Below are 13,108 nucleotides of genomic sequence, written 5' to 3'. Positions count from 1 at the left end.
ACCTCGCCCCACGGCGAGCGCGGCGTCGAGGGCTGTGTCGCTAAAGGGAGTGCGGCCCGCCCGGAGGCCCCCCCCGCCGGCCGGACCGCGCGCGAGCAGATGGGCAGGGCCGTCCGGGCGGAAGGCGCGACCGGACGTGGAGCAGCGGGGAGACCAGCGGATGAAGCAGCACGGCACCGAACAGCAGCACGGCACCGAATCCACCGTCTACTCGTGCCACGACACCGTCCTGCTGCGCGTCGCCGCGCTCCCGGCCGCGGCCGCCGCGGCGCAGCAGACCCGGCACGCCCTGAACGCCGACCCCGACGCCAGTGCGGCCGAAGTGCGCGCCCAGGTACGCGAGTTGGCAGCCGATCCGCGGGTGCGCGGCGCGGTGGCCGCCGCCAGCGCCTCACTGGCGGCCGCCGTGGAGCAGGTCGCCGCGGGCACCGAGCGGGACGAGGCGCGGATCCGCAGAACGGCCGGATCCCTGAACCGTTATCTGATCCGGATGGCCACCCGTCCCACCCCGTTCGGCTTGCTGGCCGGGGTCGCGCTGGCAGAGGTCGGCGACGACGCGGTGGCGCGGCTGGGACACCGGCACCGCAAGGCCGTCCGCCCTGACGCCTCCTGGCTGCTGCCGCTGCTGGCCCGCTGGGAGCGCCGTCCGGAGATCTGGCGGCACCTGCGGCTCGCGGCCAACGACCTGTGCTTCGTGCGCGGCGACCGCCTGGTGGTGCCCTACGTACCCGACATCACCGGCGAGCGGCCGTTCACGGAGGACACCACCGAGCTGACGTTGCGTCACACCTCGGCCGTCGCCGCGGCCCTGCGGTGTACGGAACACCCGGTGACCGGAGCGGCGCTCGCCGCCCGACTGGCCGTGGCCTTCCCCCAGGCACCGCAGGCGGCTGTCGACGGGCTGATCGAGCAACTCATCACCCATGACATCCTGCTGACCGACCTGCGCCCCGCGGACTCGGAGCCGGATCCGCTCGGCCACGCCGTCGAGCGGCTGCGCGAGGTGCCCTACTTCGCCGAACTGCCCGCGCTGGCCGGTGTGCACGACGCGCTGCGCGCTTACGCCGCGGCCCCCGCCACGGACGACGGCGGCGCGCTCGCGACCGCCGCCCGCCGCATGCGGGCGCTGCGGACCACCGAGCGGCCCCTGCACGTGGACCTCGCCGTGGACGCGCGGGTCCGGCTCCCCACCGCGGTGGCCCGCGAGGCCGAGCGGGCGGCGGACCTGCTGTGGCGGCTGGCACCGGGCGGCGGTGAACCAGCCCACTTGCGCCGCTACCACGCCGACTTCCTGGAGCGGTACGGCGTCGGACGCCTGGTGCCGCTCGAGGAACTCCTCGATCCCGACATCGGACTCGGCGCCCCGGCCGGCTACCGGCACCCTCGCAGCGGCCGGGCCGCTGTCCCCGACCGGCCGGGGGACGCCGAACGCCGGCGTGATCAGGTGATGGCCGCGCTCGTGAGCCGGGCTCAGTCGACGGGTTCCCGAGAGATCGTTCTCGACGAGGACGTGATCGGGCGGATCCAGGCGAAGGACGCCAAGCCTGCGCTGCCGTCGATGGAACTGTGCGGCCGGGTCGTTGCCGCGGACCTGCCCGCGCTGACCGCCGGGGACTTCACCCTCTGGCTGTCCGGGACCAGCGGCTCCCGCCTGGCAGGGGCGATGGCCGGCCGGTTCGCCCACCTGCTCGGCCCGGACACTCGCCGACTGCTCGCCCCGGCCACCGATGGCGACACCGACACAGACAGCGATGCCGATGCCGACGCCGACGCGCCGATAGCGGCGCAACTGAGCCTGCAAGGGGCCTGGCTGCGCGCCGGCAACGTCAGCCAGGTGCCGAACCAGCTCGACCACCGGATCACGGTCGGCGGTTTCGCCGACCGCGGCGATCCGAAGGTCCTCGGCCTGCGCGACCTGGCGGTGTGCGCCTGGCCGGACCGGCTGGCGCTGGTCAGCACAGCGCTGGGCCGGGAGATCACGCCCGCCGCGTTCCACATGCTCAACATGCGGGCGCACGCGCCGAACCTCGCCCGGTTCCTGTCCGAGGTGGCGCTCAGCGGCCGCCGGTCCTGGGAGCCGTGGACCTGGGGCAGCCTTGACGTGCTGCCCTGCCTGCCTCGGGTGCGCCACGGGCGGACCGTACTGGCCGCGGCCCGCTGGCGCACCGACGAGCCGTTCTTCGAGGAGGCCTGGTTCGGCGACGCCGAGTGGCGACGGGCCCTGGACGACTGGCGGCAGCGCTGGCGGGTCCCCGAGCAGGTGCTCCTCGCCGACGGCGACCGCTACCTGCAGCTCGACCTCACCAGCGCCGCGCACGCCAGAACCCTGCGGCAGGAGCGCAGCCGGTCCGCGGCCGTGCTCTTCGAAGTGCCCGGCGGCACCGCCGCCCCCGGCTGGCTGGCGGGCGACGGGGGGGCTCACAGCCACGAGGTGGTCTTCCCTCTGACGGCCCGTGCACCGCACACCCCGGCCGGCCGCAAGGGAACCGCCCGGCGCGCGGTGGTGCCCGTCGTGCGCGCGGCCGGCGACGTGGCCCGACCGCCGGGCAGCGGCTGGCTCTACGCCAAGCTGTACAGCAGTGAGCAGCGCCAGGACGAGATCCTCGTCCACCGGCTCCCCCACCTGCTGGCGGCCTCCGGCTCCGCACTGCGGCGCTGGTTCTTCATCCGCTACCGCGACCCGGAACCGCACCTGCGGCTACGGCTGTTCGCGGGCGAGCCGGGCGACGCCGGCCGACTGCTGCCCGTACTCGGCGCGTGGGCGGCGGAACTGCGGTCCGCCCGGCTGTGCGGCCGGATAGTGCTCGACACCTACGAGCCTGAAGTGGAGCGGTACGGCGGCCCCGCGGCGCTCGCGCTCGCCGAGGAGGTGTTCCAGGCAGACAGCGAGTCGGTGCTGACGCAGCTGACGGTGCGTCAGGAACGGTCGGCTGGACCGGCTGGAACGGTCGGTCCAGCCGGTCCGGCCGGGCTTGATCCGGTGCTGCTGGTCGCGCTGAACTACCTCGACATCCTGCACCACCTCAACGGACCGGCCATCGGCGGCCCGGGTCCTGCCTGGCTGCTGGAGACCCGCGCCACCCATCAGGACCGCGCGGTCTTCCGCCCGCACCGCCGGGCCGCACTCGACCTCGCCGACCCGGGTGGCCGGTGGGAGCGGCTCGCCGCGACCCCGGGCGGCCAGGCGATCACCGACAGCTGGACCCGCCGCGCCGAGGCGTTGCACCGGTACGCGGCACGGCTCGCGGCGCAGCCCAGCGGTTCACAGCCCGGCAGTTCGCAACCCAGCGGCCCGCAGTCCGATGGTCCGCAGCCCGGCGGTTCGCACTCCGGCGGTTCGCGGTCCGACGGCCCGCAGCCTGGGGATTCGCGGTCCGGCGGTTCGCTGCTCGCCGGTTCGCAGCCCGCCGAGACGGTGCTGAGCAGCGTGCTGCACATGCACCACAACCGCCTGGCGGGCATCGACCGCGAGGCCGAGCACCGCAGCCACGCCATCGCTCGCGGCGCGGTCCAGGCGGTCCTGGACAAGCGGCGGTTCGCCCAATGACGTACCGTCAGAAACCGTCCGCCGTACCGTCGCCGCCACCCGCCGTACCGTCGCCGCCGCCCGAGGCGGCACAGGCGGCGCCCCCGGTCGCCAGGCCGCTCGCCGGCCCGCAGGGCGTGCGAACCGGCCCCGATGCCGCCCATGTGATCGCCGACGTCGCCCGAAGGCTCACCGACCCCCGTGCCGTGGAGCGGATCGCCGTCGCGGCCGGAAACACCGACAGGTACGCGGACGGCCCGGCGCGGGCACCCTGGGAGGCATCGTCGCTGATCGAGGGGTTTTGCGGGGTGGCGCTGCTGCATGCGGAACTGGGACGCGCCGACACCGCCGCGCGGACCACCGCTCATGCGCATCTGGTCGCGGCCGGGGCGCCGTCCTGGTCGCCGCGGCTGCCCACCGGGCTGTACGAGGGACCGGCCGCGCTCGCGTTCGCCGCCCGAGCCGCGGCCCACGGACCGGGTGACTACGCGACCCTGCTGAGCCGCCTGGACCAGGCCGTCCTCACACACGTCCGGGTGCTGGCCACCGCGCCCTCCACCCCGCCCCGGTACGAGGTGCTGAGCGGACTGGCCGGGCTGGGCCGCTGCCTGCTCAACGGCCGGCGGGAGCACCGCGGCGCCCTCGATGCGGTCCTGCGCCGCCTGGTCCGGCTCGCCGAGCCCGTGCCCGCCCACGGGACCGAGCTGCCCGGCTGGTGGCGTGGCGACGACGGCCCGCGCGACCGGGTCCGCCTGGGCATGGCGCACGGCATCGCGGGCCCGCTGGCCCTGCTCGCCCTGACGGCCCGTCACGGGACGGGCGTGCCCGGTGCCCAGGACGCGGCGGACCGCATGGCCCAGTGGCTGCTCCACTGGCGGCAGTACGACGAGGCCGGGCCGTTCTGGCCCAGCGAGGTCAGCCTGCACGAGCAGCTGACGGGTGGGCTGGTGCGGCAGCCGCGTCCCCGGGCCGGCTGGTGCCACGGCTCGACCGGCATCGCCCGCGCCCTGCAGCTGGCCGGTCGCGTCTACGGCCGGCCCGACTGGTCGCAGGCCGGCCTGGACGCCCTCGGCGCGGTACTCATCCGCACCCTGGGCCCGCACCCGATGACCAACACCGGTCTCTGCCACGGCTGGGCCGGCCTGCTGCGGATCACCCAGCTCATGGCCCGGGACGCGGCAACCACCGCCGCTTTCGCCGACCGGCTGGACGCCGTGGCCGACGCCGTACTGTGCCGGTTCCGGCCGGACGCCCCGTTCGGCTTCGCCCTCGACTCCCCCGGCGAGGTCCACCTGGCGCGCGACCGGGCCGGCTTCCTGGAGGGTGCCGCGGGCACCGCCCTGGCACTCCACGCCCACCTGCACCGCGCTGATCCAGCCACCGGCTGGGACGCGGCACTGCTGATCGACTGACCCACCCACACCGGGCCTGGCCAGACCCGAACCAGCCCTGACCAGACTCGAATCAGATCCGAACCAGATCCGAACCAACCCTGCCCAGGCCCGCATCAGACCTGATCAGGCCCGCACCAGGAAGGCACCTCATGGAGACCTCTCTCACCAGCCCGGCACCCGCCGCCACCGGGGACGCCACCGGAGACGGCACCGGGGACGGCATCAGGGACGGCATCGAGTGGTTCGGCCTGAACGAGTTGCTCGCGGCCGGCCGGCAGTCGCTGACCCGCGTGGTCGGCGATCCGGACGCGTTCTTCGCGCGGCACTGGGAGAGCACACCTTTGATCGCCACCGGCGGGCCCGCGGACGCCTTCGCCGACCTGATGACCCTTCAGGACTTCGACCGCATACTCACCGAGGGCCCGGTCGCCGTGCAGACCCTGCACGCGGTCGACGCCAGTCAGGCCCTCCCGGCCGAACGGCTGGTGTACTACCGCGACAACGGCACCGGCCCGCTCGCCGACCCCGGCCGGGTGCTCGACGCGTTCGGCGCCGGCGCCACCCTGGTGCTGCACGGGCTGCACCGCTGGTGGCCGCCGCTGCGCCGGCTCTGCCAGGAACTGTCCGCGGTACTGAGCCACCGGGTGGTGGCCGACGCCTACCTGACCCCGCCCGGCACGACCGGCCATCTACGGCACTACGACACCCATGACCTGTTCACCCTGCAGATCGCAGGCTCCAAGCACTGGCTCATCGAGGAGCCGACCGTCGCGCTGCCCTTGAGCAGCCAGCACAACACCGCCGAGCGGCTGGGCCCGTCCACCACGCACTTCGACGGGGTACTGGCCGCGGGCACCTCGATGTACCTGCCGCGCGGCTACCTCCACACCGTCAGCAGCCGCGCCGACACCAGCCTGCACATCACCCTAGGTATCGAGGCCGTGACCTGGAAGGACGCGCTCAGCACGGCAGTGCGCCGGCACGCCGAGCGGGAGCAGCTGCCGTGGCGGCGGGTGCTGCCGGCCGGGTTCGCCCGGCCCGGCGCGCCCGACCCGCTGAGCCCCGCTGTCACGCAGGTACCGCCGTACCAGGAGATGGTCGCCTGGGCGCGGGAGCGGTTCTGGCGCCACGAGTTCCGCTCCGCGCACGCCGGGCGGCTGCTGTCCATGGTGGCCGCGGCGGACGGCACGACTGCCGGGTCCGGCCGGACCGTGCGCAGGGCACCGGGCATCGTGGTGCGGGCCCGCCACACCGGCGACCAGTACGTGGTCTCGGTCGACGACAAGGACGTCCGGCTGCCCGCCGCGATCGCCGACGACGTACGCCTGCTGCTCGCCGGTGCGCCGGTCCGCCCGGCACAGCTGCGGACCGCCACCGGCCCCAACGCCGAGGTACTGCTGAGCCGGCTCGTCCAGGAGGGCATCCTGCAGATCGTGGACGGCTGATGGCTGACGGCTGACGACTGACATCCGGGTCCGTGGCGGATGCCTCAGGTGATCAGGCCGGCGCTGGTCAGCCAGATGTGTTCGCAGGTCGCCGACGCCTCTTGGAGCTTCTCGCGGGATTCCTGTGAGGCATGGTAGAAGGCCCGCTCGATCATTCAGCGTGGAACCCGCCGGCTGGGCAGGTGTGCTGCCACCGGCCGGCGACGACCGCTTCGATGGCTGCCAGGGCCACTACGGCGGCGAGCTGCCCGTACTGCGGTCCAGGGCGCGGGCGACACCGAGGCGCGCGACGGCGGGACCGAGCAGGCACAGACTCTCAGCTCATGGCCGTGAGCCGACCGGAGCGGACCTGGCGGCGGACGGAGCCGACGACCGTGATGTGGGCGACGACGAGCCAGCCGAGGCCAACCAGGCACTCCGCTCCGAGGTGCAGGAGGACGGACGGGGTCGTCGGGGCGCCGGCCACGGCGGCGCGCGCGGCCGGCAGGCCGTTGGTCACCGGGAGGACGTGCAGCATCGAGCCGAGGGCTCCACCGGGCACCGCGCCGTTGACCCCGGTGCCGGAGAGCAGGGCGATCGTCACCGTGCTGGTGACGAAGGTCCGGGCCTCCGGCCAGCGGATGCTCAGTCCGCTCAGTGCTACGGCCATCGCGTAGGTGGAGCCCCCCAGCACCAGTTGAGCCAGCACGATGAGGGGAAGGGTGCCCCGCTGGGCGTCGAGGTCGAGGATCACCGAGACCAGCCCGAGGGTGACCAGGGAGGTGAGCAGACCGTCGAACAGCCAGTACAGGCCGCGCGAGACGAGAACCACGAGAGGGTCGGTCGGGGAGAGCAGCAGCAGGTGCAGGGTACCCAGCCGACGTTCCAGCGAAGTGGAGGAGACGACTCCCAGCGCACCCAGCGGGGCCAGCACGAGAGCGTTGCCGACCGCTATGTAGTGTTCGTCGCCCACGCTGCCGACCGAGCGGGCCAGCATCGCGAAGAAGAGCACCTGGGCGACGAGCCGGGACAGCCAGCCGAGAAGCCAGGAGCGCCAGGTGAACAGACGCCGGTAGTCCTCGAAGCTGCTCAGCAGTCCGATCCGCACCACGTCGCACCAGGCGGCCAGCGTGTCAGCCATGCAGCGACACCTCTCCTCGTCGAAGCCGCTGCACGACCCGGTGCAGGACCAGGGTTCCGGCCGCGGCCTGGGCGGTGATGAGGACGGATGCCAGTGCCAGGTCCGTCCAGCCGCCCGCGGACCCCGCGGCGGCGGCCCGCAGTCCGCGGACCGCCCATGTCAGGAAGAAGAAGTCGGAAAGCTGACGGATGCCCACGGGGAGCACGGAGTGCGGGAGAACGAGACCGGCCAGTAGATAGAACGGGTAGGTCACGGCGTTCTGGAGGGTGCGGGCGCCCTTGACGAGCAACAGCAGTGCTCCGAGCAGCAGGGCCGCGGCAGCGCAGCCGACGAGGCAGACCAGAACGGCTGCGCAGAACTGCCAGGGGCGGCGTATGTCGAGCACGGTGCCGTGTGTGAGCCAGCCGATCGCTGTGACCTCGGCCATGATCGGCGCGGCGGCCAGGGTGACGGTGAGAATGCGAACGATCAGCGAGACCAGGTAGCCGGACGGGGCGGTCAGGTTGATCTCGAGTGCGCCGCCGAAGCGTTCCTCGTCGATCACGTGGGACGCGGTGAACATCGCGTGGCCCCACGCCGCCATGACGAACGCCGTCAGGCCGATGCTCGTCAGCACAGTGGCGGAGGGGTGTCGGGGCGCCACCACGCTGAACAGCACGACGACATAGAAGGGGTTGACGAGGAGGGGTGCGAGAGAGCCGGGGCGGCGCAGCAGCAGGTGTGCCTGCATCCGCAGGGAGGGACCTGTGACCGCGGCGAGGTCGGCAGCCGGATTCACAGTGCGAAGTCCCGGTCGGCGATGAGGGAGTGATAGACGTCGTTCAGGCCGGGGCTGTGCGTGCTGATGCCGCGGGCCTTCGCTGCGGCGAGTTCGGCGAGCACGGGGGCGACGGCCTCCGGAAGCATGACCGTGACGGTCAGGGTCCCGGCCTCGTCGGTGGTGCACGAGCCGACGCCCGGAAGCGCACGGAGACGTTCGGCGAGTCGGGGGACGGCGTGGGTGGCGGTGATGGTCTGGACGGCGTCGAGGGCGAGTCCCAGCCGGGCGGGGCTGTCGGTGGCGAGGATGCGGCCCCGGTCGATGAAGGCGACCCTGGTGCAGAGTTCCTCCGCCTCCGCCATGTCGTGGGTGGTCAGCAGAACGGTCTTGCCGGCGTCGCGGAGCGCGCGGACCCGTTGTCGGAAGGCCGCCGCGGCGTTGGGATCCATTCCGCTGGTGGGTTCGTCGAGGATGAGCACCGGGGGGTCGGCGACCAGGGCTCGTCCCAGATGGACGCGTTGAAGCATGCCGCGGGAGAAGGACTCCACCGGTTCGTGGGCGCGGTCGGCCAGGCCGAGGTCGGACAGCAGCCAGTCGATGCGCTCACGGGCGACACGGCGTGGCACGCGGCACAGCGCAGCCCAGTATTCCAGGTTGCGGTGTGCGGACAGCCGCCCGTAGAGGCCTCGCTCCCCGCCCAGCACCAGTCCGACCCGGGCACGGACCGCGCGTGGTTCGCTCACCGCGTCGTGTCCGCAGACGAGGACACGGCCGGAGGTGGGCAGCAGCAGGGTGCTCAGGATGCGGGACAGTGTGGTCTTGCCGGCGCCGTTGGGTCCCAGGAGTCCGAACACCTCGCCCGTGTCGACGCGGAGGTCGACACCGTCGAGAGCGGTGTGGTCGGGCTGCCGGCGTTTGGCGAACACCCTGCGCAGGTCGGTGATGTCGATCGCGGTCATCTCAGACCGCCGGTGCGGGGGTCGGGCCACTCATGGCGGCGAGGCTCATCCGGCGCGCGGCCTCCACGTCGGGGGCGTCCACGTCGGTACCGCTCAGCATGAGGTAGTCGCCGACGGGGGTGTGCAGGAGTTCGCCACCGGGTGCGGGGCCGCCGGACCGCCGGACGGTGCCGGGGCGTCGGGCGTGATGCAGCAGGACCCCGAAGCGCACGTTGTCCGCGGCGGTCCAGCGACCGTCCGGCAGGGCGCCCGGAGGATCCGTGACCCCGGCGGCGGTCCTGCGCGCCAGCTCCTGTGCGGCCAGGGCGTCGAGCCGTGCGGGGACGGACAGGCCGGTCAGACTCGCGCTGTGGATGAGGAGTTCGCACAGCTCGGGCGCGATACGGAACTCATGGACGGCGTTCTCCGTCCGTGGCTCCGTGAGCAACCCGGGATGGGCGGCCAGGACGACCGCACAGTCCAGGGCGCTCTTGACGGTGAAGGGTGACTGCGTGCGTTCCTCGACGACGGCGAACAGCTGGGTCAGCGCCGGTGACGGGGGACATGCCACGCGCAACGGGATACCCGCCTGGTCTCCGGCGTAGGCGAAGGTGCTCATCTCGACCTCGAGGTCGGTTTCCGACAGCGGGTCGTCGGAAGGCCAGGTGAGCCCGAGGAAGCAGTGCTCGGCGCCCTGGTCGCGGATGAGGGTGAACACCGACGGTGCGGCCCCGTAGACGTCCATCAGCTTCAGGGCCGCCGCCCAGAGCCGCTCCTCGACCGGGATGACCAGGTCCAGGTCGCCGACCGGCCGCACCAGAGCCGGCGGGTAGAGGGCCCCCAGGGCGGGTCCTTTCAGGACCACCGGATCGGCTTCATCGCGCAGGAGGGTCACCACGTCGGCGTAGACGCGTGCGCGTCGGCGCTGCCGGTCGAGGAACATGGTGGTCTGCGGGCCGGCCGCATGTCCTTCGGCAACGGCGACGCTCAGGACCAGGGGCGCCAGCTGGAACCCGAGGGAACGGGCCAGCCGCCGGACGGGCTCGTCCGGATCGAGGCCCGCGGCGTCGTAGAGCCGGGCGAGGTCGAGCATCACACTTTTCCTTTCGACGCCAGGACGGTCAGCGGCATGGACAGGGAGTCCTCCAGGTGCCAGGTGTCGTTGACGCAGGCCACCGAGGCGTGGTCGCCCTTGCGCCCGACTCGGGTGACGCCGGTGAGATCGATCCGGAAGACGGTGCGCGGCGGGCTGTCCAGCAGGGCGCAGAGCACCTCGTTGATCACGCCGCCGTGTGTGACGACCAGGGTGCGGGCGCCCTGGGGACAGGCGCGCAGGGCGTCGAGAACGCGGGCTCGGAAGGCGACGCGGGTCTCCCCGCCGGGCCACGCCCGCCAGGCACCGTTCCGCCAATGATCGTCGTGCGTGTCGCTGACGGCGTCCGGTGGGGAGATCCCCTCCAGGGTGCCCTTGAAGAACTCCGCCCAGGACAGGCGCTGTTCGGCCGTCAGGCCGCAGGCGGTGGCGATCTTCTCGGCGGTACCACGGGCGCGCAGCAAGGGGGAACTCAGGAGGTGGTCCCAGCCGAAGGCGGCAAGGCGGCCGGCGAGCGCCTCGGCCTGTGCGGCGCCCTCCTCGGACAGGGGCGGGTCCCAGCGACCGTCGGCGGAACGGCGCTCGTCGAACCGCTCGTAGGCGGCGTGGCGGATCAGGCAGATCTCGGTGGGCATGTCAGTCTCCGGGGCCCTGGAACTCGGCCAGGAAGTAGTGGTGTGCGAGCTGCCAGCCGTCGCGGCGCAACGCGGCGAGAACGCGCTCGGCATGGCCGGGGGCGTCGGCGGTGTGCACGACATTGCCCAGCAACGGTCGTCCGCTGTGCGCGGCGTGCGAACAAGCGGCTTCGACCAGCCGTCGTTGCGCCGCCCGGTCGGCGAGGGGGCGCACGAGGACGTCCAGGAGTTCGACGTACTCCGTGCCGGTCACGTCGTCCGTGGCGTCGGTCAGCAGGGTCGCGTGTCCGACGACCTTCCCCGCGCGCTCGGCGACATAGGTGACGCGTCCTGGTGTCCCCAGGACGGAGGCGACGGCAGCGGCCACGGCCGCCCGGTCGGCACTCCGGCCATGCTGGCGAGTCGCACGTTCGAAGGCCTCCGCGAGCATGGAGCCGACAACGCTTCGGTCCTGTGGTTCCTCGGACCGGACGGAGACATCCCCGCGATCCGGTGTGTCCCCGTGTCCGTGTCCGCGACTGGACACCGGGGCGTCAAGTCCTTGACCGGGTGCCGGTTCGTTCTCCGGCCGGAGCGCCGACGGCCGGACCACATAGGTGACATGGGGGGTGAACGGCGCTCCGAGCGGGGTCACGCTGCGCACCAGTGCCTCCCGGCACTCGGGCCAGCGCTCCCGCAGGAAGCGGTACAGGGCGTCCTGGTCAAACGCCGTACCGGACGGCGCCGCGGGGCCTTCCAGATGTTCCACGAGACACTGCAGGCGACCGGTGAACGGGTCTGCGACGGCGTCGGCGACGACGGTGAGGCCGGCGTGACGGTACAGAACCCCGGCTTCCGCAGCGGCGTGGAGGTATGCGGCGCGGGCGGTCATGCCCGCGCCGTCACGATCAGCGAGTCGGCGACATGGGCCGCGGCAGCGCGCACCTCGTCCGGCGAAACCCGTTCCAGTGCCGCACGCTCGGTCTCGGGATTCCACGGATGCTGTCCGACGCCACTGTGCAGGACGGTGTCGATCGCGAGCTGCCAGGGGTCCTCGGCGTCGCGGTGGCATTGCCCGACGGCCTGCCCGACCGCGACGCGGTGTTCCCGGGCCGTGGGTCCCTTCCGGGCGACGCGGTGGAGGAGCCCTTCGACGATGCCCACGGCCTGGGGGGCGTTGCCGGTCTCCACTCCCATCATCACCCGCCACGCGCCGGCGTCGGAGTAGTGGGAGGGCCATGCCTGGAAGGTGTAGGCGAGCCCGGCGCCGTCCCGCAGTTCCCGGTAGAGGCTGGAGGCCGGGCTGGCGCCGAGGAGGGAGGCCAGGACGGAGTACGCGGCCCGTCCGGGGTGCCGGGCGGGGACGGCCCTGCCGCCCACCACCACCCAGACGAAATCCTCGTCCTGCGGGAAGGCCGTCGCCGACGCGTCGCCGGCCGGGCGGGACTCGGGCGGCCGGAACGGGCGCAGGGTGCTCTTGGGGAGCAGGGCCTCGGGCGGAAGAGCGGCGCGGACCCGGTCGGGGTCGGCGCCGCCGACAACGGCGATGCAGTGCCGTGGCAGGCCTGCGTCGCGCAGTCGCTCGGCGTCCCGCAGGCCGAAACGCCGGATGTCCTCGGGCGAACCGGCGACCGGCCTGCCCAGCGGGTGACTTCCGAACAGGTCGGCCAGGAAAGCGTCCTGGACGACGTCGCTGCCGTCCGCCCGGGCGGTGGCGATCTCTTGGGCGACGACGCTCTTCTCCCGGGCCAGGTCGGCTTCGGTGATCTTCGGTCGGCTCACCGCCCGCCACAGTTCCGCCGCGATGTGCGGGGCGTCGGCGTTGGCGACTCGTGCGTAGTAGAGGGTCATCTCGTTGCCCGAGCTGGCATTGGCCGTGCCGCCGCGCTCCTCGACCAAGTCGGTCAGCGCAGCGCCGCTGCCCCGGGCGGACATCACGAGGTGTTCGAACAAGTGGGCCGCGCCGGCCTGACCCGGCGCGTCGTCCGAGCTGCCACGAGCCAGTCCTACGCACACGGTGGTGGTACGCAGCCATGGAATGTGGACCTCCAGGACCGCGTGATTCTCTGTAGTGCGACTCACGAAAATCCACCCTCCGCAGGCATGAATCGAAAGGAAGTGGCAGGTGGACGCGCCCGGGCGGGCCGCCCGGGGCGTCGACTGATGGGCGGCGGGCGCCTCCCGGCTTAGTAACCACGCGAGTGTGGGTGGGCGGGCC

General features: G+C 73.0%; 10 protein-coding genes and 1 pseudogene. 3 read left to right on the top strand and 8 right to left on the bottom strand.

Annotated features, from left to right (window positions below; all coding sequences use genetic code 11):
* Nucleotides 1–136: 136 nt before the first annotated feature.
* The 3 genes from ACFV6E_RS40105 to ACFV6E_RS40095 all read left to right on the top strand — a co-directional run bounded on the left by ACFV6E_RS40105 (nt 137) and on the right by ACFV6E_RS40095 (nt 6,365).
* Nucleotides 137–3,547: a lantibiotic dehydratase gene (locus ACFV6E_RS40105; RefSeq protein ID WP_385468523.1), complete on the top strand. Its 3,411-nt coding sequence runs from the start codon at nt 137–139 to the stop codon at nt 3,545–3,547.
* Nucleotides 3,544–4,938: a lanthionine synthetase C family protein gene (locus ACFV6E_RS40100; protein ID WP_385468520.1), complete on the top strand. Its 1,395-nt coding sequence runs from the start codon at nt 3,544–3,546 to the stop codon at nt 4,936–4,938. Before ACFV6E_RS40105 ends, ACFV6E_RS40100 begins: the two co-directional genes overlap by 4 nt.
* A gap of 131 nt (nt 4,939–5,069) precedes the next feature.
* The gene (locus tag ACFV6E_RS40095; RefSeq protein ID WP_385468517.1) at nt 5,070–6,365 is read left to right on the top strand and encodes a cupin domain-containing protein; all 1,296 of its coding nucleotides are present in this window, start codon (nt 5,070–5,072) and stop codon (nt 6,363–6,365) included.
* 44 nt (nt 6,366–6,409) lie between these two features.
* On the opposite strand, the pseudogene ACFV6E_RS40090 reads toward ACFV6E_RS40095, so the two are convergent.
* The 8 genes and pseudogenes from ACFV6E_RS40090 to ACFV6E_RS40055 form a co-directional block, all read right to left on the bottom strand.
* Nucleotides 6,410–6,520 (bottom strand): annotated as a pseudogene (locus tag ACFV6E_RS40090) (TetR/AcrR family transcriptional regulator); the annotation flags it as partial.
* Nucleotides 6,521–6,681: 161 nt separating this feature from the next.
* Nucleotides 6,682–7,485, bottom strand: coding sequence for a hypothetical protein (locus ACFV6E_RS40085; RefSeq protein WP_385174286.1), 804 nt, complete (start codon nt 7,483–7,485; stop codon nt 6,682–6,684).
* Nucleotides 7,478–8,263, bottom strand: a complete 786-nt coding sequence (locus ACFV6E_RS40080; RefSeq protein ID WP_385174289.1) for an ABC transporter permease — start codon at nt 8,261–8,263, stop codon at nt 7,478–7,480. Before ACFV6E_RS40080 ends, ACFV6E_RS40085 begins: the two co-directional genes overlap by 8 nt.
* Nucleotides 8,260–9,204 (bottom strand): ABC transporter ATP-binding protein, encoded by a 945-nt coding sequence (locus ACFV6E_RS40075; protein ID WP_385174291.1) that lies wholly within the window; start codon nt 9,202–9,204, stop codon nt 8,260–8,262. The genes ACFV6E_RS40080 and ACFV6E_RS40075 overlap by 4 nt, the downstream gene beginning before the upstream one ends.
* 1 nt (nt 9,205) lies before the next feature.
* On the bottom strand, nt 9,206–10,276 hold the full coding sequence (locus ACFV6E_RS40070; RefSeq protein ID WP_385174293.1) for a hypothetical protein: 1,071 nt from the start codon (nt 10,274–10,276) through the stop codon (nt 9,206–9,208).
* The gene (locus ACFV6E_RS40065; protein WP_385174295.1) at nt 10,276–10,911 is read right to left on the bottom strand and encodes a histidine phosphatase family protein; all 636 of its coding nucleotides are present in this window, start codon (nt 10,909–10,911) and stop codon (nt 10,276–10,278) included. Before ACFV6E_RS40065 ends, ACFV6E_RS40070 begins: the two co-directional genes overlap by 1 nt.
* 1 nt (nt 10,912) lies before the next feature.
* Nucleotides 10,913–11,278 carry a hypothetical protein gene (locus tag ACFV6E_RS40060; protein WP_385174297.1) on the bottom strand — a complete coding sequence of 122 codons (366 nt, stop codon included), beginning with the start codon at nt 11,276–11,278 and terminating at the stop codon, nt 10,913–10,915.
* A gap of 500 nt (nt 11,279–11,778) precedes the next feature.
* Nucleotides 11,779–12,972 (bottom strand): M16 family metallopeptidase, encoded by a 1,194-nt coding sequence (locus ACFV6E_RS40055; protein WP_385174299.1) that lies wholly within the window; start codon nt 12,970–12,972, stop codon nt 11,779–11,781.
* Between the last annotated feature and the right edge of the window lie 136 nt (nt 12,973–13,108).

The organism is Streptomyces sp. NPDC059785, assembly GCF_042732375.1.
Taxonomy (GTDB): domain Bacteria; phylum Actinomycetota; class Actinomycetes; order Streptomycetales; family Streptomycetaceae; genus Streptomyces.
This window is presented reverse-complemented; position numbering and strand designations above follow the sequence as displayed.